General features: G+C 68.7%; 20 protein-coding genes. 11 read left to right on the forward strand and 9 right to left on the reverse strand.

Translation table 11 applies throughout. From position 1 onward, the window contains the following. Nucleotides 1-91: 91 nt before the first annotated feature. The 4 genes from CUJ89_RS24945 to CUJ89_RS38620 all read right to left on the reverse strand — a co-directional run bounded on the left by CUJ89_RS24945 (nucleotide 92) and on the right by CUJ89_RS38620 (nucleotide 3,859). Complete coding sequence (locus CUJ89_RS24945; protein ID WP_114180050.1) at nucleotides 92-1,201, reverse strand: NADH:flavin oxidoreductase/NADH oxidase; 1,110 nt, start codon at nucleotides 1,199-1,201, stop codon at nucleotides 92-94. Between the two features lie 142 nt (nucleotides 1,202-1,343). Next, nucleotides 1,344-2,030: a type 1 glutamine amidotransferase domain-containing protein gene (locus tag CUJ89_RS24950; RefSeq protein ID WP_114180051.1), complete on the reverse strand. Its 687-nt coding sequence runs from the start codon at nucleotides 2,028-2,030 to the stop codon at nucleotides 1,344-1,346. Between the two features lie 402 nt (nucleotides 2,031-2,432). Further along, nucleotides 2,433-3,461 (reverse strand): substrate-binding domain-containing protein, encoded by a 1,029-nt coding sequence (locus CUJ89_RS24955; RefSeq protein WP_114180052.1) that lies wholly within the window; start codon nucleotides 3,459-3,461, stop codon nucleotides 2,433-2,435. Then, nucleotides 3,443-3,859 (reverse strand): hypothetical protein, encoded by a 417-nt coding sequence (locus CUJ89_RS38620; protein ID WP_236655076.1) that lies wholly within the window; start codon nucleotides 3,857-3,859, stop codon nucleotides 3,443-3,445. The genes CUJ89_RS24955 and CUJ89_RS38620 overlap by 19 nt, the downstream gene beginning before the upstream one ends. Here CUJ89_RS38620 and CUJ89_RS24960 point away from each other — a divergent pair. Further along, nucleotides 3,818-5,236: a glycoside hydrolase family 68 protein gene (locus tag CUJ89_RS24960; protein WP_236655078.1), complete on the forward strand. Its 1,419-nt coding sequence runs from the start codon at nucleotides 3,818-3,820 to the stop codon at nucleotides 5,234-5,236. The genes CUJ89_RS38620 and CUJ89_RS24960 overlap by 42 nt on opposite strands. Nucleotides 5,237-5,393: 157 nt before the next feature. Next, entirely contained in the window at nucleotides 5,394-7,040 is a 1,647-nt protein-coding gene (locus CUJ89_RS24965; RefSeq protein ID WP_114180054.1) for a glycoside hydrolase family 32 protein, read from the forward strand. A 96-nt stretch (nucleotides 7,041-7,136) separates the two neighbouring features. On the opposite strand, the gene CUJ89_RS24970 is transcribed toward CUJ89_RS24965, so the two are convergent. Both CUJ89_RS24970 and CUJ89_RS24975 read right to left on the reverse strand, forming a co-directional pair. Continuing rightward, nucleotides 7,137-7,886: an SDR family oxidoreductase gene (locus tag CUJ89_RS24970; protein ID WP_114180055.1), complete on the reverse strand. Its 750-nt coding sequence runs from the start codon at nucleotides 7,884-7,886 to the stop codon at nucleotides 7,137-7,139. A 137-nt stretch (nucleotides 7,887-8,023) separates the two neighbouring features. Continuing rightward, on the reverse strand, nucleotides 8,024-8,941 hold the full coding sequence (locus tag CUJ89_RS24975; RefSeq protein ID WP_114180056.1) for a LysR family transcriptional regulator: 918 nt from the start codon (nucleotides 8,939-8,941) through the stop codon (nucleotides 8,024-8,026). Nucleotides 8,942-9,238: 297 nt separating this feature from the next. Between CUJ89_RS24975 and CUJ89_RS24980 the strand changes: the two genes are divergently transcribed. The 8 genes from CUJ89_RS24980 to CUJ89_RS25015 all read left to right on the forward strand — a co-directional run bounded on the left by CUJ89_RS24980 (nucleotide 9,239) and on the right by CUJ89_RS25015 (nucleotide 17,183). Further along, nucleotides 9,239-10,723, forward strand: coding sequence for a PLP-dependent aminotransferase family protein (locus CUJ89_RS24980; protein WP_114180057.1), 1,485 nt, complete (start codon nucleotides 9,239-9,241; stop codon nucleotides 10,721-10,723). 94 nt (nucleotides 10,724-10,817) lie between these two features. Next, entirely contained in the window at nucleotides 10,818-11,255 is a 438-nt protein-coding gene (locus CUJ89_RS24985) for a carboxymuconolactone decarboxylase family protein (protein WP_114180058.1), read from the forward strand. 10 nt (nucleotides 11,256-11,265) lie between these two features. Beyond that, complete coding sequence (locus tag CUJ89_RS24990; protein WP_114180059.1) at nucleotides 11,266-11,685, forward strand: cupin domain-containing protein; 420 nt, start codon at nucleotides 11,266-11,268, stop codon at nucleotides 11,683-11,685. Between the two features lie 244 nt (nucleotides 11,686-11,929). Beyond that, the gene (locus CUJ89_RS24995) at nucleotides 11,930-12,622 is read left to right on the forward strand and encodes a TetR/AcrR family transcriptional regulator (protein ID WP_114180060.1); all 693 of its coding nucleotides are present in this window, start codon (nucleotides 11,930-11,932) and stop codon (nucleotides 12,620-12,622) included. Beyond that, entirely contained in the window at nucleotides 12,619-13,584 is a 966-nt protein-coding gene (locus CUJ89_RS25000) for an HlyD family secretion protein (RefSeq protein ID WP_114180061.1), read from the forward strand. Before CUJ89_RS24995 ends, CUJ89_RS25000 begins: the two co-directional genes overlap by 4 nt. Continuing rightward, complete coding sequence (locus tag CUJ89_RS25005; protein WP_114180062.1) at nucleotides 13,581-14,531, forward strand: ABC transporter ATP-binding protein; 951 nt, start codon at nucleotides 13,581-13,583, stop codon at nucleotides 14,529-14,531. Before CUJ89_RS25000 ends, CUJ89_RS25005 begins: the two co-directional genes overlap by 4 nt. Then, nucleotides 14,528-15,682 (forward strand): ABC transporter permease, encoded by a 1,155-nt coding sequence (locus CUJ89_RS25010; RefSeq protein ID WP_114180063.1) that lies wholly within the window; start codon nucleotides 14,528-14,530, stop codon nucleotides 15,680-15,682. Before CUJ89_RS25005 ends, CUJ89_RS25010 begins: the two co-directional genes overlap by 4 nt. Nucleotides 15,683-15,692: 10 nt before the next feature. Next, on the forward strand, nucleotides 15,693-17,183 hold the full coding sequence (locus CUJ89_RS25015; protein ID WP_114180064.1) for an efflux transporter outer membrane subunit: 1,491 nt from the start codon (nucleotides 15,693-15,695) through the stop codon (nucleotides 17,181-17,183). 226 nt (nucleotides 17,184-17,409) lie between these two features. Here the strand turns inward: CUJ89_RS25015 and CUJ89_RS25020 are convergent, their stop codons facing one another. Next, nucleotides 17,410-18,630: a porin gene (locus CUJ89_RS25020; RefSeq protein ID WP_114180065.1), complete on the reverse strand. Its 1,221-nt coding sequence runs from the start codon at nucleotides 18,628-18,630 to the stop codon at nucleotides 17,410-17,412. 499 nt (nucleotides 18,631-19,129) lie between these two features. Then, nucleotides 19,130-20,194 carry a phytoene/squalene synthase family protein gene (locus tag CUJ89_RS25030; protein WP_114180067.1) on the reverse strand — a complete coding sequence of 355 codons (1,065 nt, stop codon included), beginning with the start codon at nucleotides 20,192-20,194 and terminating at the stop codon, nucleotides 19,130-19,132. A 372-nt stretch (nucleotides 20,195-20,566) separates the two neighbouring features. Here CUJ89_RS25030 and CUJ89_RS25035 point away from each other — a divergent pair, with 372 nt between their 5' ends. Further along, a complete protein-coding gene (locus tag CUJ89_RS25035; protein WP_114180068.1) occupies nucleotides 20,567-21,712 on the forward strand; it encodes a glycerophosphodiester phosphodiesterase in 1,146 nt (381 codons plus the stop codon). Nucleotides 21,713-21,786: 74 nt separating this feature from the next. On the opposite strand, the gene CUJ89_RS25040 is transcribed toward CUJ89_RS25035, so the two are convergent. Beyond that, a complete protein-coding gene (locus CUJ89_RS25040) occupies nucleotides 21,787-23,412 on the reverse strand; it encodes a rhodanese-related sulfurtransferase (RefSeq protein ID WP_114180069.1) in 1,626 nt (541 codons plus the stop codon). Between the last annotated feature and the right edge of the window lie 54 nt (nucleotides 23,413-23,466).

The following is a 23,466-nucleotide window of genomic DNA, read 5'->3' on the forward strand; positions in this document are numbered from 1 at the left end:
TGCGCGAACCGCCATTCTATCCATCGGCGCCGGATCGGCGGCGCGCGTCATGCGCGGGCCGCCCACCCACGCGCCGTGTTGCCGCCTCCGCTCAGGCCACCTTGTCGGCGAGCCGGTAACGCTCGAGCCAGTGCGCGTACGACGCGGGCAGCGTCCACGACGGACGCTCGACGCCGAGCTGCTTTGCCGCGTAGTACGGCCAGTGCGGATCGGCGAGATGCGCGCGGCCGACCATCACGAGATCGAGCTGCGCTTCGGCGACGACGCGGTTCGCCAGTTGCGGCGTGTCGATCCCCCACGCGGACGACACCGGCAGCCCGGCCTCGCGGCGCACCCGCTCGGCGATCGGCGCGAGGAACGCCGGGCCCCACGGAATCTGCGCGTCGGGCGTCGAGAAGCCGACCGACACGCTCAGCATGTCGAGCCCTGCCTGCTTCATCCGCTGCGTGAGCGCGATCGACTCGGCGAGCGTCTCTTCGTCGCGGCCGTCGTATTCGATCACGCCCAGGCGCGCGGTCAGCGGCAGATGCTCGGGCCACACCTTGCGGACGGCCGCGACGGTCTCGACGAGGAAGCGGCCGCGATTCTCGGCCGAACCGCCGTATTCGTCGTCGCGTCGGTTCGAATGCACCGAGAAGAAGCTCTGGCCGAGATAGCCGTGCGCAAAATGCAGTTCAAGCCACTCGAAGCCCAGGTCACGCGCGCGCTTCGCCGAGGCGACGAAGTCGGCCTGCACGCGGGCGATGTCGTCGTGCGTCATTTCGCGCGGCGTCTTCGGCAGATGCGCGCCGAACGGCACGGCCGACGGCGCGATGGTCTGCCAGCCGCGCGGATCGCCGTCGGCGATATGGTCGTCGCCTTCCCACGGACGGTTCGCACTCGCCTTGCGGCCCGCGTGCGCGATCTGGATGCCGGGCACCGAGCCGGCCGCCTTGATCGCCGCGACCGACGGCGCGAACGCTTCGGCCTGCGCATCGTTCCACAGCCCCGCGCAGCCCGGCGTGATGCGTCCTTCCGGCGACACGGCCGTCGCCTCCGCGATCACGAGGCCCGCGCCGCCGCGCGCAATGCTGGCCAGATGCACGTGATGCCAGTCGTTGACGACGCCGTCTTCGGCGACGTACTGGCACATCGGCGGCACCGCGATGCGGTTGCGCAGCGTGACATCCTTGAGTTTGAACGGTTCGAACAGGGCAGACATGCACCACTCCTTTGCTTGGTTCTGCGAAACGACTGGATGATCCGCCATGCGGTGCGCCCGGCGGAACGATTCGGGTCGTCGGCGGGCCGGCTGCGCCCGGCGACGAATGCGGAGCGGCGCCGGCCCGGCCGGCGCCATGGGCTTACAGGTGGCCGAGCTTCGCGAGCAGCGCCTCGGCAGCGGGCTCCGACGACGCGGGGTTCTGCCCCGTGATCAGCAGCCCGTCAGTGACAACATGCGGCGCCCAGTCGGCGCTGCGCTCGAACGCCGCGCCGTTGGTCTTCAGCATGTCCTCGACAAGGAACGGCACGACTTCCGTCAGTTCGACGGCCGCTTCCTCGCTGTTGGTGAAGCCCGTCGCGCGCTTGCCGCGCACGACCGATTCGCCGGTCTCCGGGTTCTTCACGTGACGCAGCACGCCCGGCGCGTGGCACACGGCCGCGACCGGCTTGCCGGCCGACAGCGCGCGCTCGATCAGGCCGATCGAATGCAGATCCTCGGCGAGATCCCACAGCGGGCCGTGGCCGCCCGGGTAGAACACGGCGTCGTAGTCGTCCACCGACACATCGGCCAGCTTGCGTGTCGAAGCGAGTTCGGCCTTGGCCGCCGCATCGGCTTCGAAGCGGCGCGTCGCGTCGGTCTGCGCGGCCGGATCATTGCTTTTCGGGTCGAGCGGCGGCTGGCCGCCCTTCGGCGACACGAGCGTCAGCTCGACGCCCGCATCCTTGAATGTGTAGTACGGCGCGGCCAGTTCCTCGAGCCAGAAGCCGGTCTTCTTGCCGGTGTCGCCGAGTGTGTCGTGCGAGGTCAGGACAACCAGAATCTTCATGATCGGACACTCCTTCGAAAATGGACGGGAACGGGGCCGCGCGACCGGCGGTTCGGCCGGTCGGCGCGGCACGCCTGTCGGTTAGTCAGCGATGACGCGTCAACGTGCGACTCATGTATCCGAATGCGGTACGCGCCTATTAGACCAGTCGTCTAGAAAGATCCCAAATAAAACGACGGCATCTCGCGGCACGAACAGCATCGCAGCGCGAAATGGCATTTTCGCGTCTTTGTTGCACCAGCCGCGAACGTCGTCGCATTCACAAGGGCGGATGATATCTGCTGATTAGACCGGTCGTCTAGCAAATGGGCATTCGCCCCTGCCGTTGTCATGGCCTTTTTGACGGGGCGCGGTTCGGCAACGTCCGCTGCCGATCGCGCTCCGTCGCACCCGCCGCGTCGGCTAGTCGCGCAACGGACCGTCCGTATCGCCGGCCTCGATTACCGGCGCCTCGAGTCGGTGCTCGCGCGCACCGTCACCGAGCAGCCGCAGCATCAGTTCGGCCAGCGCGCGCCCCGATGCGTGCCCGGTCGGTTGCACGACCGCCGTCACGCGATGGGGATGCGCGATGTCCGGCGGCACGCCGTCATAGACGATCAGCGAGATGTCCTCACCGAGGCGCAGCCCGCTGTCCACGAGCGCCCGAAACGCGCCGCCGCCCGCGATATTGTTGTCGACCAGCAGCGCCGTCGGCCGCCCTGCGTGCGCGAGCATCGCCTGCACGGCCTGCTGCCCGCCGTCGTGCGTAAACGGGCACTCGACGAGCAGCGCCGGATCCGGCTCGATGCCGGCTTCGCGCAGTGCCGAAAGATAGCCTGCGCGACGCTGCGCGGCGAAGTTCAGCGCAAGCGGCGCGCTGATCATCGCAATCCGCCGGTGCCCGAAACCGATCAGCCGGCGAACCGCGTCCCGCGCGCCGGCCTCGTTGTCGAAATCGAACCACGCATACGGCTCGGCAGCCTGCGTACGGCCGTAAGCGACGTACGGAAACGCGCTCGCCTGCAGGTAGGCGATGCGTGGATCATCGACGAGCGTGCGCGCGACGATCAGTCCGTCGACGAGTTTGCCGTCGACGATCCGCCGATAGGTGTCCAGTTCCGCATTCGGTCGCGCAGACGCGATGATGAAATCGAGATTGCGCTCGGCGAGCCGCTCGGTGATGCCCGCGACGACCTCGCCGAAACGCGGATCGCCGAGATCGCCCGCGCCGAACGGATAGACGATCCCGATCACGTCCGCCCGCCCGGTCGCGAGCCGGCGCGCGGTCGGATCCGCCACATAGCCCATTTCCCGTGCCGCCCTCGCCACGCGTTCGCGCGTCGCCTCGCTGACGTCGTCGTAACCGTTCAGCGCACGACTGACCGTCGTCCGCGACAGCCCGAGCGCGTCCGATAGCGCCTTCAGATTCACCTTCACCGTCGCTCCTCGCATTCGTTGGTCCGCCAGGCCGCCCGGATGCCCGGACGCTTCAATCGGGTAATTATTTCCATTTGGTAAGCATTACCGTCAAATAAATATCTTTTGCGTTCCAAACCGGTTTGAAATAGTATCAAAACCGGTTTGGACATCGATGCCACCTTCAGCCGTTCCCTTTCACCGTCAACTGAAATAACGTCGAGATGACATACTTTCATTTTTGCCGCACGACTGCGGCCAAACGTTTGCTGTTCGCTGGCGCGGCACTCGCCGCCTTCGCGTCCGTCGCGCACGCGCAGTCCGGCGGCACGGGCGCGCCAACGCCCACGCCCCATTCCCAGCAGGCCTACGATCCCGAAGGCAACTTCACGATGCGCTGGACGCGCGCCGACATCCGCCAGATCGTCGCGCAATCGCACACTGCGAACGGCGTCGACAAGAACTCGCTGCCGCAAGCGCTGACGATGCCGGACATCCCGCAGGATTTCCCGCTGATCAACTCGAACGTGTGGGTCTGGGACACGTGGCCGCTGGCCGACCTGCGCGCGAACCAGCTCAGCTACAAGGGCTGGGAGGTGATCTTCTCGCTCACCGCCGACCCGCATGCGGGCTACACGTTCGACGACCGCCACGTCCACGCGCGCATCGGCTTCTTCTATCGCCGCGCGGGCATCCCCGCGTCGCAGCGCCCCGCGAACGGCGGCTGGACCTGGGGCGGCCACCTGTTCCCGGACGGCTCGAGCGTCAAGGTGTTCGGCACCTCGCCGATGACCAACAACGCCGAATGGTCGGGCTCGGCGCGCCTCACGCACGGCGACAACGTCAACCTCTACTACACCGCGACGTCGTTCAACCGCTCGGCGCCCGGCGGCGCTGACATCACGCCGCCGCAGGCAATCATCACGCGTGCCGACGGCCACATCCACGCCGACGACAAGCACGTGTGGTTCAGCGGCTTCGACGATCACAAGGCGCTGCTGCAGCCGGACGGCAACTACTACCAGAACGGCCAGCAAAACACCTACTTCTCGTTCCGTGATCCGTTCGTGTTCACCGATCCCGCCCACCCCGGCAAGACCTACATGGTGTTCGAAGGCAATACGGGCGGCCCGCGCGGCTCACGCACCTGCACCGAAGCCGATCTCGGCTACGCGCCGAACGATCCGTACAAGGAAGATCTCAACGCGGTGATGAATTCGGGCGCAGTGTATCAAAAGGCCAATGTCGGCCTCGCGATCGCGACGAACCCGCAACTGACGGAATGGAAGTTCCTGCCGCCGATCCTGTCCGCGAACTGCGTCGACGACCAGACCGAGCGCCCGCAGATCTACCTGAAGGACGGCAAGTACTACCTGTTCACGATCAGCCACCGCACGACGATGGCGGCCGGCGTCGACGGACCGGACGGCGTGTACGGCTTCGTCGGCAACGGCATCCGCAGCGACTTCCTGCCGCTGAACGGCGGCAGCGGCCTCGTGCTCGGCAACCCGACCGACTTCTCCGCACCGGCCGGCGCACCGTATTCGCAGGATCCGAACCAGAACCCGCGCGAATTCCAGTCGTATTCGCACTACGTGATGCCGGGCGGGCTCGTCGAGTCGTTCATCGATGCGATCGGCCCGCGTCGCGGCGGCACGCTCGCGCCGACGGTGAAGGTCAACATCAACGGCACATCGACGGCGGTCGACCGCGCCTACGGACGCGGCGGGCTCGGCGGTTATGGCGACATCCCGGCGAACCTCCCCGCGACGGGCGCCGGCCACAACGACGGCCCGGGCACCCGTCCGTAACGGCCGCAGCGGGCACCGCCCGCAAGCGTAGAGGCGGCGCACATCGCGCGTGTCGCGTGCGCGCCGCCGTTTTTTCTTCCGCAGATCGCGCGTGCTGCCTTCGCAGGCGGCATGCGCCCTCCTTTCCCGCTTCGCGCGACGGAGCACGGGACCCCGCATGAGATCGACGTTTTCCCGCTTTTCCTTCCGGATCGCCCGGCTGCTGCTCGCGTGTGCGGCGGGCGCGGCCTGCACGCAGGCCGCCGCGGCGCCCTGCGGCGCACCGCCCGAAAACGGCACGCCGCAATGGCGACCGGCATTGCATTACACGCCGCAACGCAACTGGATGAACGACCCGAACGGGCTCGTCTACGACAACGGTCGTTACCACCTGTTTTATCAACACAACCCGGTCGGCAACGACTGGGGCAACATGTCGTGGGGCCATGCGACCAGCACCGATCTCGTCCACTGGCGCGAGCAGCCGGTCGCGATGCGCGCGAACGCCACCGAGGAAATCTTCTCCGGTTCGATCGTCGCCGATATGCACAACACGTCGGGCCTCGGGGCGCCAGGCGAGACACCGCTGGTTGCGCTATACACGAGCGTCTACAAGGCCGGCTCGGGTCACGCACCCGGCACGCAGGCGCAGTCGCTCGCGTACAGCGTCGACCACGGCACGACGTGGCGGCCCTACGCGCACAACCCCGTGCTCACGCTCGATCCCGAATCGAAGCAGTTCCGCGACCCGAAGGTGTCGTGGTATGCGCCCGGGCGCTACTGGCTGATGACGACGGTCGTCGCCGATGCCCAGGTCGTGAAGCTCTACCGTTCCGACGACCTGATCCACTGGTCGTTCCTGAGCGACTTCACGCTGCCGGACGTGCCGCATGCGAGCGCACTGTGGGAGATGCCCGATCTCGTGCCGCTGCCGGTCGACGGCGATCCTCGACACGTCAAGTGGGTGCTGATCGTCAACGTCAATCCGTGGTCGATCGCCGGCGGGTCCGGCGCGATGTACTTCGTCGGCAACTTCGACGGCCGCACGTTCGTGCCCGACCGCGTCGCGCCGGCCGGTTCGGATCCTGCCCGATTCCGCTGGGTCGATCACGGCGCCGACTTTTATGCCGCCGGCACATTTTCCGGCGCACCCGGCGCGCGCCCGGTCGCGATCGCGTGGATGAGCAACTGGGATTACGCGGCAAAAGTGCCGACGGCGCCATGGCGCGGCGCGACAACCCTGCCGCGCGAACTGTCGCTGAAGACGATCGACGGCGAACCCTCGCTCGTCGTCGCGCCGGCCGCCGCATTCGACGCATGGGCGGACGGCAGGCCCGTCACGCACGAAGGCGACCTCGCGGTCGATTCCGCTACACGCGAGCTGTCGGCCGCGACGCGCGGCGACGTCCAGCGCGTCACGGTCACGATCGCGCCGCAGCACGCGGCACGCGCGGGCCTGATCGTCCGGCGTTCGGCGGACGGCTCGATCGGCACCCGGATCGTGTACGACACGGCGAAACGCACGCTGACGCTCGACCGCTCCCGGTCCGGCGAAGCGGATTTCGCCGGTACGTTCAGCCGCGAGCACATCGTGGACCTGCCGCTCGAGCGCGGGCAGTTGCGGCTCGAGATCGTCGTCGATCGCGGATCGGTCGAAGTGTTCGCGAACGGCGGCCGCGTGGCGCTCACCGACCTGATCTTCCCGCCGCTCGATGCGGACCGCATCGCCGTGTTTGCCGAGCATGGCCGCGCGACGTTCTCCGGACTCACGGTGACGCAGCTCGACGCACGCGGCGAGACGCCAGGCGCCTGTGCATCGCGATAGGTACGGTTCGCGAGCCCCGTTCGCGCCGTCCGGCCGGGACGGGGGCCGTCCGCCCAGCATTGCGCCGGTCGGTTGCAGCCCCGCCGGCGTCACGGATCAGAGCAAACCCATCCCGCCCGACGCGATGATTTCCGCGCCGACGATGAACGCGGATTCCGGCGCGCTGAGGTGCAGCACCGTCGACGCGATTTCGTCCGGCGTGCCGAACCGGCCGATCGGGACGAGGCCCTTGATCTTGTCGGCCGTCTCGTCGAGCGTCGCCGCGTCGAGCCCGAGCTTGCCGTACAGCGGCGTCTGAACGGGCCCCGGGCTCACGACGTTCACGCGCACGCCGTGCGGCAGCAGTTCCGCCGACAGCGTCTTCGCGAACGAATTGACGGCCGCCTTGCTGGCCGCGTACACCGACGAGCCGGGCATCCCGATGTGCGCGTTGATCGAGCCGTTGATCACGATCGACGCGCCACGGTTCAGCAGCGGCACCAGCGACTGGATCTGGAAATACGCGCCCTTCACGTTGGTGTTGAACACGAGGTCCCACATGGCCTCGTCGCTGTCGGCGAACGGCGCGAGTTTCGCGACGCCCGCGTTGATGAACACGGCGTCGAGCCGCACGCCCGCGGTCGCGATCGCGTCCGCCAGCGCGCGGGCCGACGCGACGCTGCCGGCCTCGTTGCGGATCGCGAGCGCGCCTTCGCCGAGCGTTTGCCGTGCGGCTTCCAGCGTCTGCGCGTCGCGCCCGGTGACGATGACCCGCGCGCCTTCGGCCGCGAATGCGCGGGCGGCCGCCAGGCCGATGCCGCTGTTGCCACCCGTGACGAGGACCGTTTTTCCTTCGAAGCGTTGCATGATGTTCTCCAGTGAACCGGTGAGTTGACCGTGAACACAGGATGCGCGTGGCGCCCGACCTTGACGTACGACGCGTGCTGCGAACATGTTCGAAATCATCGAACGTGTTCGCACCGGCCGCGGCCCGGCGACGGCACTCAGCCGGCCACGTCGATCCCGTCGAGCAGGCGCTGCGTGAGTCTCGGCTCGCGCAGTTGCTCCAGCCACCATTGCAGCGCACGGCCATCGCGATCGCTGTGCCACGCGACATACAACAGGTTCGGCTCGCGCGGATCGGCCGTCTGCTTCTCGACGAGTTCGCCGCGTGCGAGCAGCGTGGCCACGCGCCGGCGCGGCACCCAGCCGACGCCGAGCCCGTCGCGCTGCGCGAGGATCTTCGCGCGCATCGACGGCACCGCGAGCACGGCCTGCCCGCCGAGCAAGCCATACGCCCGGCCGGCCGCGCGCCGCGACGAATCGGCGACGACGACCGCGCGATGCGCGCCGATCGCGTCCCGCGTCAGCACGTCGCTCGCGGAGGCCAGCGGATGACGCGGCGACACCGCGAACACCCATTCCATCGCGCCCAGCTCGAACCATTTGAAGCCCGGAATCGCCGGCGGCTCGTTGGTCGCGCCGACCACCAGGTCCGCGCGACCGTCGCGCAGCGCTTCCCAAGTGCCGCCGAGCACTTCGTGCGTGAAGCGCAGCGACACGCCCGAGCCGAGCGCGTCGAATGTGCGGACCACCGGCAGCAGCGTGTCGAACTCCAGAACCTCGTCGCTGACGATCCACAGCCGGTCCTCCCAGCCGCTCGCGACCTGCCGCACGCGCTGCGTCAGCCGCGCAACGTCCAGCGCCAGCCGCGCCGCCTCGTCGGCCAGCAGCCATCCGGCCGGCGTGAGCTGCATCCGGTAGCCGCGCCGGTCGAACAGCAGCGCGTCGAAGCGTGTTTCGAGCTGGCGCGCCGCGTGCGACACCGTCGAAGGCGCCTTGCCGAGCTGCGCGGCGGCACGCGACAGGCTGCCGGTGGCGCGGATCGCATCGAGCAGCGCAAGTTCGTCTGTAGACAGCATGAGGTCGCTCCGGCGTGGGATTGTCGTGGATCGTAAGGCAGCGGCGGGCCGCGGTCCAATCGGACGACGGGGGCGCGGTGTCGGCCGATGCCCGGGACGGGGCGGGCCGCGCCGGCCAGGCCCACCCGATTCTCCGGTTCGCCGGCCGGCCATCGCACCGTACTCGGACTCCCTGCGCCGTCACGACCGCTATCGGCGTCGCGCGAAGCGCGCCACGCCCCCCGCACCGCCGATCCATCCGCCTGTTTCCGGTATGCTGACTGACGCGAAATCACGTCACCCAAGGTAACCACTGCGATGGACATCGCGATCCGCATCGAAGGCCGTCACGACCTGACAGGGCAAATCTTCCGGCAATTGCGCACCGCGATCGTCGACGGGCGCCTCGAAGGCGGCGCGCGGCTGCCGTCGACACGCGATCTCGCGAAACAGCTCGGCGTATCGCGCAAGACCACGCTCGACGCGTTCGAGCGTCTCGTCGCCGAGGGCTACCTGACTACGCGCGCGGGCGACGGCACGTTCGTTGCCGACGGTCTCGCGCGCGTCCCGCACGCCGCCGCCATGTCGTCGCCGTCGATCGTCGAGGACACGCCGCGCATCGACGCGGTCGATGCGCGCGCGCTGTGGAACGACCTGCCCGACGCGCTCGCGATGCCCAGTCCGCAGGACTCGCCCGGCTTCGACTTCCGCGGCGGCGTGACCGACAAGGCGCTGTTCCCGTTCGATGCGTGGCGGCGCTGCCTGCATCACGCGCTGCGCCAGCAGGCGCGCGGCCTCGGCCAGTATCACGACCCGGCCGGCGACCCGCAGTTGCGCGGCGCGATCGCGCGCTACGTCGCGTTCAGCCGCGCGGTCGCGTGCAGCTGGGACGACGTGCTCGTCACGCAAGGCGCGCAACAGGCGCTCGACCTGATCGCGCGCGTGGTCGTGCGGCCCGGCGACGTCGTCGCGGTCGAGGATCCCGGCTATCCGCCGGCGCGCGCCGCGTTCGCGTCGCTCGGCGCGACGGTGATCGGCGTGCCGGTCGACGCGCACGGCCTCGTCACGGAACGGCTGCCCGACGACGCGCGCCTCGTCTACGTGACGCCGTCGCACCAGTTCCCGCTCGGTATGCCGATGACGCTGGACCGGCGCGTCGCGCTGCTCGAATGGGCGCAGCGCCGCCGCGCGGTGATCATCGAGGACGACTACGACGGCGAGTTCCGTTTCGAAGGCCGGCCGGTGGAATCGCTGAAGAGCCTCGACCGCACGGGCCTCGTCGCGTACGTGGGCACGTTCTCGAAGACGATCTTTCCCGAACTGCGGATCGGCTACGCGATTCCGCCGCGCGCGCTGCGCGGCGCGCTGGCCAAGGCGAAGCAGATCGTCGACTGGCACACATGCACGCTGACGCAGGCGGCGCTTGCGCGCTTCATGGTCGAAGGCGATTTCGCGCGGCACCTGAAGCGCGTGCAAAAACACTACGACGCGCGCCGCAAGATGCTGATCGCGCATCTGCGCGGCGAACTCGCGCCATGGTTCGACGCGATCGTGCCGACCGCCGGCATCCACCTCGCCGCCCACCTGAAGCCGGGGCTCGACGAAGCGGCGCTGGTCCGCGCGGCGCGCGTGCAGGACATCGGCCTGTACGGCATCTCGGCGTTCCACGTCGGCGTGCCGGTTCGCGCGGGGCTGCTGTTCGGCTATGGCGGGATCGACGCGCTGCGTATCGACACGGCGCTCGCGAAGCTGGCCGGCCTGCTCGGTTCGGGCAGTATCGGCGGCTCGGAACTGGTTACCTGAATTTTCCAGAAATTGGTCATTCAAGCAGGCCAGTCCGCGCCTTAAAGTGGGTCCTGTCGCGCCACCGTGCGCTCCAACCGAACAAGGACCTGCCATGCAACCGCGCCTGAACTTCTATGCCGCCAGCCCGAATGCGATCAAGGTGATGCGCAACGCGGAGGAATTCCTCGCGAAGAGCTCGATCGAAAAGCCGCTCGCCGAACTCGTCCGCCTGCGCGCGTCGCAGATCAACGGCTGCGCGTTCTGCGTCGACATGCATACGACCGACGCGCGCAAGGGCGGCGAAACCGACCGCCGTCTGGCGACCGTCGTCACGTGGCGCGAAACGCCTTTCTTCACCGAGCGTGAGCGTGCCGCGCTGGAGTGGACCGAGGCGCTGACGCTGGTCGCCAGCAACCACGTGCCCGACGCCGTCTGGGAAGCCGTGAAGCCGCATTTCAGCGACGAGGAGCTGTTCGACCTGTCGATGCTGATCGCGACGATCAACTCGTGGAACCGCTTCGCGATCGCGTTCCGCAAGATGCCCGAGTAAGGAGACGACGATGATCCGCCCCCCTCTCCGCCGCGCCGCCCTGTGCGCGTGGCTCGCGCTCGGCGCCGCGCTGCCGGCCGCCGCCCGTGCGCACGACGCCGGCGACAACGTGCACGCGATCATGCGGCAGGCCGTGCCCGAAGCGCCCGGCAAGCTCGCCGTCGTCGCGACCGTCGACTATGCGCCCGGCCAGGCTTCCGAAGCGCACAAGCACCTCGGCTCGGTGTTCGCGGTCGTGTCGAAAGGCGAAGTGCTGTCGCAGGTGAACGGCGGCCCGCTGCGCCGCTACCGCGCCGGCGAAGGCTGGTACGAGGCGCCCGGCTCGCGCCACCAGGTGTCGCGCAATGCGAGCGCGACCGAGCCCGCGCAGCTCGTCGTGTTCGGGCTGACCGGCGAACACGCGCCGCTGACGTCGCCGATCGATCAGTAACGACGTTCCGGGGCGCGCGATATTCTGCCCGCGCCCCGGCTTCGCGATCGGCTTCCTGCCGGTTCTCGCCGATTCCCCGCTGGTTCCCGTTAACCGCTCCCTACACACCGCCAGCGGCATACTGCCCGCCGCCGCATCGCGTCCCCGCTCGTCCGCGCCGCCATTCGACACGCGCTTGATCCCGATCAATGGCGGCGAAAACCCTTCCTTGAAATTAACTAACTCATCAATTAGCGTCGTCTGCATGAACGCGAAATCCACCGTCGCCAGGCCGCGCGGGCGCCGCCCGTCGGTGGACGATTTCGACCTGCGCGACCATATGCTCGACGTCGCGATGCAGTTGTTCGCCGAGCGCGGCATCGCCGCGACGACGGTCGCGCAGATCGCCGCCGCCGCCGGCGTCACGTCGGCGATGGTCCACTACTACTTCACGAACCGCGAGCAGTTGCTCGACGCGATCGTCGAGGAACGGCTCGCGCAGGTCATCGCGTTCGTGTGGCGGCCGACCGAGCCGCAGATCGAAAACGATCCGTTCGCGCTCGTCGCCGAACTCGTCGACCGCTTCTTCGACGTCACGCGTCGCATGCCGTGGCTGCCGTCGATCTGGCTGCGCGAGATCGTCCACGAAGGCGGGCTGCTGCGCGAGCGGATGCTCCGACGCATTCCGCTCGAGCATGTCGGGCGTTTCGCCGAACGCATCCGCGCCGCGCAGCAGGCCGGCACGCTGAACCCCGCACTCGAACCCGCGTTCCTGTTTCATTCGATCATCGCGCTCGTGATGCTGCCGCTCGCGACCGCGAAACTGTGGCAAAGCGCGCGCGGCCTGCCGCCGATCGACCGCGACGTGCTGCACCGGCACGTCCGCGCGCTGCTCGGTTCCGGGATGCGGCCGCCGGCCGCCGCGCCCCGCACACGCGCGCCGCGGAGGCCGTCGTGAACGCGGCCCGCGCGCTGCCGTTCGCGCTGGCCGCCGCCGTCGCGCTGCTCGCCGGTTGCGGACGGCAGGCGAACCACGGCACGACCTACCAGGGCTATGTCGAAGGCGAATTCGTGTACCTGTCGTCGTCGCAATCGGGCACGCTGACGCAGTTGTCGGTCGAACGCGGCCAGGCCATCGCGGCCGGCACGCCGGCGTTCTCGCTCGAAGCCGCCAGCGAAACGGCCGCGCTGCTGCAGGCGCAACATCAGCTCGCGGCGGCACGCGCACAGCTTGCCGACCTGCAGACCGGCAAGCGCCCGCCGGAAGTCGCGGTCACGCAGGCGCAGCTCGCGCAGGCCACCGCGCAGGCCGCGCGGGCCGCCGCGCAACTCGCACGCGACGAACGCCAGTACGCGGCCGGCGGCTTGTCGAAGCAGCAACTCGACGATTCGCGCACGTCCGCTCAAACCACCGACGCGCAGATGCGCGAGCTGCGGAAACAGGTCGACGTCGCGCGCCTGCCGGGCCGCGCGCAGCAGGTCGCCGCGCAGGCCGCACAGGTCGACGCCGCGCAGGCGGCGCTAGCCGTTGCGCAATGGAAGCTCGACCAGAAGCGCGTCGCCGCCCCCGCCGCCGGGCGCGTGTACGACACGCTGTACCGCATCGGCGAATGGGTGCAGGCCGGCAATCCGGTCGTGCAGATGCTTCCGCCGCAAAACCTGAAGGTGCGCTTCTTCGTGCCGGAAGCGGCCATCGCGTCGCTCGCGCCGGGGCGCACGGTCGCGATCCGCTGCGACGGCTGTGCAGCCGACGTGCCCGCACGCATCACCTACGTGTCGAGCGAGGCCGAATACACGCCGCCCGTGATCTACAGCAACGAGAGCCGGACCAAGCTCGTGTTCATGGTCGAGGCGCGCCCCGCCGTCGCCGACGCGCCGAAGCTGCATCCGGGCCAGCCCGTCGCCGTGGAGGTGCAATGAACGCGCCATACGCGATCGACGTCGATCGCCTGAACAAGCGTTTCGGCGACAAGCACGTCGTGAAGGACGTCTCGCTGCGCGTCGCACGCGGCGAGATCTTCGGCTTTCTCGGGCCGAACGGCAGCGGCAAGACGACGTCGATCCGGATGATGTGCGGCCTGCTGACGCCCGATTCGGGCAGCGGCACCTGCCTCGGCTACGACATCGTGCGCGACAGCGCGCAGATCAAGCGGCGCGTCGGCTACATGACGCAGCGCTTCTCGTACTGGGAAGACCTGTCGATCCGCGAGAACCTCGACTTCGTCGCGCGCGTGTACGGGATGTCCGACCGCAAGGCGGTCGTCGCGCGCGCACTCGACGGGCTCGGCCTCGCGAGCCGCGCGGACCAGCTCACCGGTGCACTGTCGGGCGGCTGGAAGCAGCGCCTCGCGCTGGCCGCGTGCATGCTGCACGAACCCGAACTGCTGCTGCTCGACGAGCCGACCGCCGGCGTCGACCCGGCCGCGCGCCGCGACTTCTGGGAAGAACTGCACCGGCTGGCCGCGCAAGGGATCTCCGTGCTCGTCAGCACGCACTACATGGACGAGGCCGAGCGTTGCCACAAGCTCGCGTATATCGCGTATGGCGAACTCCTCGCGCAGGGCACGTCGGCGGAGATCGTCGCGTCGCAGCACCTGTCGACACGTGCGATCACCGGCGAGCGCCTGACCGAACTGTCCGCGCGGCTGCGCACGATGCCGGGCGTCGACCAGACGGTCGTGTTCGGCTCGGCGCTGCACGTGAGCGGCCACGATCGCGCGCTGCTCGACGCGACGCTCGCGCAGGTCGCGGCGCAAGCCGACGGCCACGCATCGCTGCAGGTCGCGCCGATCGACACCGGGCTCGAGGACGTCTTCATCTACATGATGGGCCTCGCATCCGGCCCGCCCGGCGGAGGGTCGTCATGAACGCGTGGGCAGGCCTGCGCGAATCGTTCTCGGTCGCGCGCTGGTGGAGCATCGTGCTGAAGGAATTCCTGCAGTTGCGCCGCGACCGCGTGACGTTCGCGATGATCGTCGGCGTGCCGATCATCCAGCTCGCGCTGTTCGGCTTCGCGATCAACACCGATCCGAAGCACCTGCCGACCGCGGTGATCGTCGGCGATTCGAGCCCGTTCGCGCGCAGCTTTATCGCCGCGATGCGCAATTCCGCGTATTTCGACATCGTCGAGACGCTGCCCGACGAGGCGGCCGGCCGGCATGCGCTCGCACGCGGCGACGTGCAGTTCGTGCTGAGCGTGCCGGCCGATTTCTCGCGGCGGCTGCTGCGCGGCGAGCGCCCGGCGCTGCTCGTCGAGGCGGACGCGACCGATCCTGTCGCGACCGCGTCGGCGATCGGCGCGCTGCCGGGCCTCGTGCAGCCCGTTGCGGACAAGGACCTGACCGGCCCGCTCGCGCACCTGAACGGGCGCCCGGCCGCGTTCGACGTCGTGCTGCACCGGCTGTACAACCCCGAAGGCATCACGCAATACAACGTCGTGCCGGGCCTGATGGGCGTGATCCTGACCATGACGATGGTGATGATGACGGGCCTCGCGATCACGCGCGAACGCGAGCGCGGCACGATGGAGAACCTGCTCGCGACGCCCGTACGACCGCTCGAGGTGATGACGGGCAAGATCGTCCCGTACGTGTTCATCGGGCTGATCCAGGTGTCGATCATTCTCGCGGCCGCGCGGTTCGTGTTCGAGGTGCCGTTCGTCGGCGGTGTGTTCGCGATCTACCTGTCGGCGCTGCTGTTCATCGCCGCGAACCTGACGGTCGGCATCACGCTGTCGTCGCTCGCGCAGAACCAGTTGCAGGCGATGCAGCTCGCGGTGTTCTATTTCCTGCCGAACATCCTGCTGTCGGGCTTCATGTTCCCGTTCGCCGGGATGCCGAAGTGGGCGCAGTTCATCGGCAACCTGCTGCCGCTCACCTACTTCAACCGCCTCGTGCGCGGCATCCTGCTGAAAGGCAACGGCTGGACCGACCTGTGGCCGTCGGTGTGGCCGGTCGCGCTGTTCACGGTCGTCGTGATGAGCGTCGCGCTGCGCTTCTACCGGCGCACGCTCGACTAGGCGCCGCGCGATGAAACCGGCCGCGCCCCTCGCCTCCCACGCTGCCCGCGGCTGCGCATGGGCAGCCGCTGCGCTGCTCGTCACCGGCTGCGCAGTCGGGCCGGACTTCCGCACGCCGGATGCGCCGGCCACGCAACACTACACGCGCGGCGCGGCGCCCGTGACGACGGCCGCCGCCGGCGGCCCGGGCGGCGACGCGCAGACGTTCGCGTCAGCCGCGCACACGCCGCAGCGCTGGTGGACGCAGTTCGGCTCCGAACCGTTGAACCGGCTCGTCGATACCGCATGGCAAAACAGCCCGACGCTCGCCGAAGCCGGCGCGCGGCTCGACGAAGCGCGGCAGAACCATGCGGCCGAAGCCGGCGCGACGATGCTGCCGCGCGTCGACGCGAACCTGTCCGCGACGCGCGAGAAGGTCGACATCGCCGCGTTCGGGTTGCCGGCCAACGTGCCGAATCCGGGGCCGTTCACGCTGTATGACGCGTCGGTGAGCGTGTCGTACGTGCTCGACGTGTTCGGCGGCAACCGGCGCGCGCTCGAAGCGCTGCGCGCGCAGGTCGACTATCAGGCGTACACGCTCGACGCGGCGCGCCTGACGCTCGCGGGCAATGTCGTTGCCACCGCGATCCTGCGCGCGTCGCTCGCGCAGCAGGTCGCGCTCACGCAGCAGCTCGTCGACGCGCAGGCGCGGCAGTTGCGCATCGTCGAAGCGCGCTTCGCGGCGGGCGGCGTGTCGCGGGCCGACGTGCACGCGCAACGCGCGCTGCTCGCGCAGACGCAGGCGTCGCTGCCGCCGCTCGCGGCCCGCCTCGCGCAGGCCGGCCACCGGCTCGCGATCCTGCTCGGCGCGCCGCCGGCCGATGCCGATCTGCCGGACCTGGCGCTCGATGCGCTCGCGTTGCCGCGTGCGTTGCCGGTGACGCTGCCATCGACGCTCGCGCGCGAACGGCCCGATATCCGCGCGGCCGAAGCCGTGCTGCATCAGGCGAGCGCGAACGTCGGCGTCGCGACCGCGAACCTGTATCCGCGCTTCTCGATCTCGGCCGGTATCGGTTCGGAACGCACGCGCATCGCGGATATCGTGAGCGGGCTGAATATCTGGAACGTCGGTCTTGGCCTGACGCAGCCGCTCTTTCACGGCGGCGAACTGCGCGCGAAGAAACGTGCGGCCGAAGCGGCGTACGACGCCGCGTTCGCGAGTTACCGGGAAACCGTGCTGCAGGCGCTTCAGCAGGTAGCCGACGCGATGCGCGCGGTCGAACACGACGCGGCCGAATTGCAGGCGAGAGACGCCGCCGCGCAGGAAGCGGCGGCCAGCAACGCGATTGCGGGCGACCGTTACGCGGCGGGCGGGATCAGCACGTTCGATCTGCTCGACGCGCAGCGGCAGGCATTGCAGACGACGCTCGACCGCACGCGTGCGCAGGCTGACCGGCTCGCCGATACGGCGGCGTTGTTTCAGGCGCTGGCGGGAAGCCGGACGGATGACCCGGCGCAGTGACCGGCAGAATGGCGTTGGCACCGGCCGAACACCGCCGGCCTGCACGCCATGCACCGCGTGAGCGGCGCGCTTGTCGGGCTCGGCCTCCGTCGCCGCCCGCTTCCGTTCGATGCCGCCGGCGACGGAACCCGCAATACGCGCAACGCATGCCGCACATAAAAAAACCGGCCCGAAGGCCGGTTCTTCATACCGCATGCCGTAAGCGGCGCTCGCGCGCCGCGCGACATCAGAAGCGGTGGATCAGGCCAACGCCAGCAGCGATCTGGTTCTGCTTCGAACCTGCGCCCACGCCGTCGCCGATCGACGTCGTTGCGGAGACGATGCCGCCCGTCGGGGTCACCGTGTTACCGCTTGCGTGCTGATAAGCCTCAACCGCATACAGGCCCGTGCGCTTCGACAGGCTGTAGTACTGCGACAGCGTGACCTGGTGGTACTTCGCCGCACTCGAGACACCGTTCGACTGCGTTGCCGCCGTGTACGAATAGCCCGCCGCGAAGTCCCACTGAGCCGATGCCTTCCAGTGCAGCACGGCGCCTGCCGTGTTGAAAATCGCCGTGTTCTTGAAGCCCGAACCCGTACCCGGGATGTACTGAACGTTCGAGTACGACGCCGAAATGTCCCACGACGGCGTGAACTGGTAGCCAGCCGTCACGGCGATACGCTGTTGCGACTGTGCGAACTGGTACCCGTTGTTGATCGACGACACCGCCGGCTCGACGCCGTTGGTACCAGCCGCATTCAGACCGTTCTGCACCGTCGAGTTCGCACCCCACGCGCCGCCGCCGAGCGTCGCGTTGTTGACCTTCTGGTAGCCGACCGCGATGCCTGCCGGGCCGTTCAGGTACTGGATCGCCGCGCTCCACGTCGAGCCGCGGTTCGTTGCGCCTGCAACGCCGCCGAACGAGTACGAACCGCCGACCGTGAAGCCGTAGAACTTCGGCGACATGTAGACGAGCGAGTTGTTCGCGCGGTAGCTGGTATCCAGCGAATCGATATCGCCCGGGTGCGCGCCGTAGTAACCGGTCAGCCAGGTCGTCGGGCTATACGGCGACAGCAGCGTGTAGTACGCGGTGTACTGACGGCCAGCCGTCAGCGTACCGTACGACGCGTTGGTCATACCGACCCATGCCTGACGCGTGAAGATGCCGTTCGTCCATTGCGACGAGCCGTTGTTCGCGTTGAAGCCGGCTTCCAACTGGAAAATCGCCTTCGTGCCGCCGCCGAGATCTTCGCTGCCCTTCAGGCCGAAGCGGCTACCCGCCCAAATGCCGGTGGCCATCTGCACCTTCGAGTGACCGCCCGTGGTCGCACCGGTGGCCGACGAGTTGTTCTGCCAAGCGATAGCGTTATCGACGATACCGTACAGGGTCACGCTGCTCTGGGCGTGGGCGGCGGTAGCGGCTGCAAGGCCAACTGCCGTCATGGCGAAAGCGACGCGCTTTTTCATTGATTCTCCGTCCTCAAAGAATGATTTCTTATCTGGTGTGGTCTTGTGACACATGTGCGAGTACATGCCGGCGCAATTCTGACGGATTACCAATCGTTTCCCAATATGCGCAGTCGGTCATCGTATGATCGACGCAACGCACGGGTTCACCAAACGGTTACATAACACCTGAAAACGCTTACGCGGCGGGCCTTTCCGGCATTTACCGGTGAAAACCCTAGCTTTACATTTTTACTGGTGCATCGAGACCGTCCGATGTCGTCAGACGCCTTCGGCAAATCTTGTCTTACCAATGCGCAACCGCTGTTGACGCCGCGATTCACGCCGCCGCGCAGGATCGCTGACATTCATGACACCCACATTTCGGGAAACGAAATCATGAAAACGTTTCAGTCGGTGCGTGGGAGATCAGACGGAAACGGCCCGGCGAACGCGGGACGAGGGACGATGGACAAGGGGCGATGCCGGCGCCTGTCGCACCGGCATCGTTCAGCGCGATTCAGCGCGTGGCCGGCTGCGCGAGGCGCGTATTCACGGCATCGGCGAGCACGGTCATGCGCGCACGGATCGCCGTGTTCGAGCCGACGAGCGCGAGCGACGACGCCATGATCCGGTAGATGCGCTTTCTCGGCACCTTGGCCGGCTTCGCCGGATCGAGCCACGCGTCGTGGCCGGCCAGCAGTTCGAGCGTTTCGAGGCCGATCATGATCGGCCACAGGCATGCGAGCCGCAGCCGTACGAAGCGGCGCGGGATCGCGAGCGTATACAGGCTCGCGTCGCGATACTGGTCGAGCGCCACGCGCAGCAGGTCGACCAGCACGCCGCGCGCACGCGCCGACGCGTCGGGCGACATCAGGTCGGCCAGGCCGATCCCGTGCGCGCCCAGCACATCCTCGGGCAGGTAGCAGCGGCCGATGCGCAGGTCCTTCGCGCAGTCGCGCAGGATGTTGGTCATCTGCAGCGCCTTGCCGAAACGAATGCCCTTCTCGCGCATGTCCGGCAAATCCCAGCCGCGCGCGGCGTGCGTATGCGCGCCCGTCATGTCGGTCCAGAACTCGCCCACGCAGCCGGCGACGAGGTACGTGTAGCGGTCGAGCACGTCGCGCGTCGGCAGCGACGCGACCTGGCCCGACTGCTCGTCGGGGAACGTGCGCAGGTCGAATTCCATCCCCGACGTCAGCGTCGCGACGACCTTGCGGATCGACGCGCGGTCGGCGTCCGGCTGCGCGCGCAGCAGCGCGAGCATCGGCTCCATCGCGCCGAGCAGCACGTGCTCGTGCGAATCGGTCTGCATCCGCGTCACGTCCTCGAGCGAACGCGACAGCGCCGCGCCGTCGCCGAGCCGTTCGATCTCGTCGCGCAGGTCGGTCAGCAACGCCGCCCGGCGATCGGGCGCGACGAGCGCCGTGTCGGCGATCGTGTCGGCCGCGCGCGCGAGCAGGTACGCGAGGCCGACCGGGTCGCGCATGCCGTCGGGCAGCACGCGCAGCGTCAGGTAGAAGGAGCGGGAAACGTTCTTCAGCAGCTCGCCGAGCAGATAGGCGGGATCGGTATGGGTCGTCATGGGTCGGGAAAAATCGGCCGGCGCGGGCCCCGGACGCACACGGGCGCCGGGCACCCGCGCCGGCCCGCGAGTCGCCGCATCGTCGCGCCAGGCGGGCGTCGGCCCCGGCGCGGCGATGCAAAATTCCCGCAAGTTTAGTGCATCCGGCGCGCGGCCTGCCGGCGATGGCCGGAATGCGGCGCGCGCACGGCTACCGTGCCCTCGTCCTGCCGCGCACATTGCGCCCTCAAACGAAACAGAAAGGCATAAGTAATACATATGTAATGATTCGATGCGACGATCGCGTCCCGTTCGGTTCCGCGCGGCACGGTACGACAGCCACGCCGGCGGAGCGACCGCCCTTTCCGACTCCCGTTTCGAAGGTTCATCGACATGCTCCTCAAGCGCCCGAGCGCCCTGCGCTACGTCCCGTTCGCCTGTGCCGCCACCTTCCTGCTCGCCGCGTGCGGCGGCGACGACGCGCTGACGTCCGATCCCACGCAGCCGATTTCCGCGAAGGTCCAGGTGGTCGGCCATCGCGGCGCGAGCGCGCTGCGCCCCGAACACACGCTCGCGTCGTACCGCAAGGCGATCGAGGACGGCGCGGACGTCATCGAGCCCGACCTCGTGTCGACGCGCGACGGCATGCTCGTCGCGCACCACGAGAACGAGATCTCGGGCACCACGAACGTGTCGGCGCTGCCGCAGTTCGCGAGCCGCAGGGCGACCAAGACGATCGACGGCGCGCAGCTGACAGGCTGGTTCACCGAGGATTTCACGCTCGCCGAGCTGAAGACGCTGCGCGCCCGCGAGCGCATTCCGCAGGTCCGCCCCGCGAACACCGCGTACAACGACCAGTTCGAGATTCCGACCTTCGACGAGATCGTCGCGCTCGCGAAGCAGATGTCCGCGCAGACCGGTCGCACGATCCACCTGTATCCGGAAACCAAGCATCCGACCTACTTCCAGTCGATCGACCTGCCGCTCGAGGACCGTCTCGTCGACGCGCTGCTGAAGGATCCGTACACGTCGCGCACGGCGACCGTCTACATCCAGTCGTTCGAGGTCGCGAACCTGAAGACGATCCGCAACCGGATCAAGTCGAGCCAGCCGAACTGGAAGCTCGTGCAGTTGATGGACGAAGCCGGCCAGCGCCCGTACGACTTCGTGAAGGCGAACGACAAGCGCACGTACGGCGACCTGTCGACGCGCGACGGCATGCGCGAAATCGCGACCTATGCGAACGGCGTCGGCCCGTACAAGACTTCGATCATCGCGGTCGCCGCGGACGGCACGCTGCAGCAGCCGACGCCGTACGTGCGCTACGCGCACGAGGCCGGCCTCGTCGTGCATCCGTACACGTTCCGCCCGGAGAACAACTTCCTGCCCGCGTCGCTGAAGGACGGCGGCACGCCGGGCACGCGCAACACCGCCGGCTCGGTGCGCGAGATCCAGGCTTACCTGCGCGCAGGCATCGACGGCTTTTTCACCGACGATCCGGCCGTGGGCCGCACGGCCGTCGATACGTTCAAGCGCTGAACGTGCCGAGCGTGCCGCGCGTGCGGTAGCCGGGCGCGGCGCACAGCGTGCCGCGCCCGGTTGTGCCGCATCGGTCAGATCACGCTGAAGTGGTGCGTGCCGTCCCGCTTCAGCTGGTCGACCAGCCCGTATTCCCAGTCGAGATACGCCTGCATCGCGGCGGCCGCGTTGTCGGTGCCTTCGTACGGGCGCCGGTAGCGGTCGACGCGCGGTGACGCGAGGTGCGTCTCGCCGCTTTCGAGCGGCAGCCCGGCATCGATCCATGCCGCCGTGCCGCCGGTCAGCACCGCAATGTCGGCCGAAGCCGGCAGCAGCGCGCGTGCGTCGTCCGCCGCGAACCGCGCAAGCAGGCTCGATCCGCATGTGAACACGTAGCGCTTCGCGGGCGGGATCGCCGCGAGCGCGTCGCGCAACTGCGCGCGCACGGCGAACCACGCGCCCGGGATATGGCGCTTCACGTAGTTCGCGCTGGCCGTCACATCGACGATCGCCAGCTCGCCGGGCGCAGCCTCCTTCAGCCAGCCCGCGAGCGACGCAGGCGACACGTCGGTTGCGGGCGGCGTCGCCGGCACGTCGCGCGGCGGCTGGCCGCGCTCGCCGAACGCCGCCGTACCGGCCGGTTCGACAACGCGCACGTCCCAGCCCATCTGCGCGAGCCACGACGCGGTCATGTCCGCGCGCACGCCGTCGTCGTCGGCGAGCACGATCCGCGCGCCGCGCACGGCCGCGTGATGGTCGGTCTCCTGCACGAGCTGGCCGCCCGGCGTGCTCAGGAAGCCCGGCAGATGGCCGGCCTCGTATTCCTCCGGCGTACGCACATCGAAGCGGTACAGCGTGCGGCCCGGCTCGTCGAACGCGGCGACGTCCGCGAGCGCGATGCGCGGCACGCCGGCGCGTTCGGCCACCGCGCGCGCAGCCTGGCGCGCATCGGCGCGCTGCGCTACATCGATGTCGTCCGGAAAACGTCGCGCGGCACCGCGCTCGAGCGTCTGGCCGGCAAGCGTCCAGCCGATCGTGCCGTTGCGCAGCGCCGCGATCGGGTTCGGCAGCCCCGCGTTGATCAGCGACTGCGTGCCGATGATGCTGCGCGTGCGGCCCGCGCAGTTGACGACCACCTGCGTTTGCGGATTCGGCGCGAGCGAGCGCACGCGCAGCACGAGTTCCGCGCCCGGCACGCTCGTCGAGGTCGGGATGTTCATCGTCCGGTATTCGTCGAAACGGCGCGCATCGACGATCACGACGTCGGCCTTCGCGTCGATCAGCGCCTGCACTTCCTGCGCGGACAGCGACGGCGTATGCCGCCCGGCCTCGACCCATTCGCCGAACGACTTGCTCGGCACGTTCACGTCGATGAACAGTTCGCCGCCCGCGGCCAGCCAGCCCGCGAGGCCGCCGTCGAGCAGCCGCACGTCGGTGTAGCCGAGCTGCGCGAGCTTCGCGGCCGCGCGGGGCGCGAGATCCTCGCCGCCCGCTTCGCCGAACACGACGATCGGCGTGTCGCGGCGCGGAATCCGCGTCCACGCGTCGAGTTCGAGTTTGGACAGCGGAAAGTTGGCGGCCCACAGCGGGTGGCCCTGTGCGTACGGATCTTCCTCGCGTACGTCGATCAGCGCGATCTCGTCGCGGGCAAGCAGGCGCGCGCGCACGTCCTGGTACGACGCGGCGGGAAAGCGGGAAGTGGAATCGGCGGATTGCGTCACGATGTCTCTGTCGGATTCTGTTGAAGTCGGTGAAGAAAGCAAAACAAAACGGAT

This window comes from Burkholderia pyrrocinia (genome assembly GCF_003330765.1).
In the GTDB taxonomy this organism is placed as follows: domain Bacteria; phylum Pseudomonadota; class Gammaproteobacteria; order Burkholderiales; family Burkholderiaceae; genus Burkholderia; species Burkholderia pyrrocinia_B.

Coding starts and splice junctions, on each gene's coding strand:
- CUJ89_RS24945 (WP_114180050.1), bottom strand. CDS start 1,201: ATGTCTGCCCTGTTCGAACCGTTCAAACTCAAGGATGTCACGCTGCGC.
- CUJ89_RS24950 (WP_114180051.1), bottom strand. CDS start 2,030: ATGAAGATTCTGGTTGTCCTGACCTCGCACGACACACTCGGCGACACC.
- CUJ89_RS24955 (WP_114180052.1), bottom strand. CDS start 3,461: ATGCGAGGAGCGACGGTGAAGGTGAATCTGAAGGCGCTATCGGACGCG.
- CUJ89_RS24960 (WP_236655078.1), top strand. CDS start 3,818: ATGCGCTGGACGCGCGCCGACATCCGCCAGATCGTCGCGCAATCGCAC.
- CUJ89_RS24965 (WP_114180054.1), top strand. CDS start 5,394: ATGAGATCGACGTTTTCCCGCTTTTCCTTCCGGATCGCCCGGCTGCTG.
- CUJ89_RS24970 (WP_114180055.1), bottom strand. CDS start 7,886: ATGCAACGCTTCGAAGGAAAAACGGTCCTCGTCACGGGTGGCAACAGC.
- CUJ89_RS24975 (WP_114180056.1), bottom strand. CDS start 8,941: ATGCTGTCTACAGACGAACTTGCGCTGCTCGATGCGATCCGCGCCACC.
- CUJ89_RS24980 (WP_114180057.1), top strand. CDS start 9,239: ATGGACATCGCGATCCGCATCGAAGGCCGTCACGACCTGACAGGGCAA.
- CUJ89_RS24985 (WP_114180058.1), top strand. CDS start 10,818: ATGCAACCGCGCCTGAACTTCTATGCCGCCAGCCCGAATGCGATCAAG.
- CUJ89_RS24990 (WP_114180059.1), top strand. CDS start 11,266: ATGATCCGCCCCCCTCTCCGCCGCGCCGCCCTGTGCGCGTGGCTCGCG.
- CUJ89_RS24995 (WP_114180060.1), top strand. CDS start 11,930: ATGAACGCGAAATCCACCGTCGCCAGGCCGCGCGGGCGCCGCCCGTCG.
- CUJ89_RS25005 (WP_114180062.1), top strand. CDS start 13,581: ATGAACGCGCCATACGCGATCGACGTCGATCGCCTGAACAAGCGTTTC.
- CUJ89_RS25010 (WP_114180063.1), top strand. CDS start 14,528: ATGAACGCGTGGGCAGGCCTGCGCGAATCGTTCTCGGTCGCGCGCTGG.
- CUJ89_RS25015 (WP_114180064.1), top strand. CDS start 15,693: ATGAAACCGGCCGCGCCCCTCGCCTCCCACGCTGCCCGCGGCTGCGCA.
- CUJ89_RS25020 (WP_114180065.1), bottom strand. CDS start 18,630: ATGAAAAAGCGCGTCGCTTTCGCCATGACGGCAGTTGGCCTTGCAGCC.
- CUJ89_RS25030 (WP_114180067.1), bottom strand. CDS start 20,194: ATGACGACCCATACCGATCCCGCCTATCTGCTCGGCGAGCTGCTGAAG.
- CUJ89_RS25035 (WP_114180068.1), top strand. CDS start 20,567: ATGCTCCTCAAGCGCCCGAGCGCCCTGCGCTACGTCCCGTTCGCCTGT.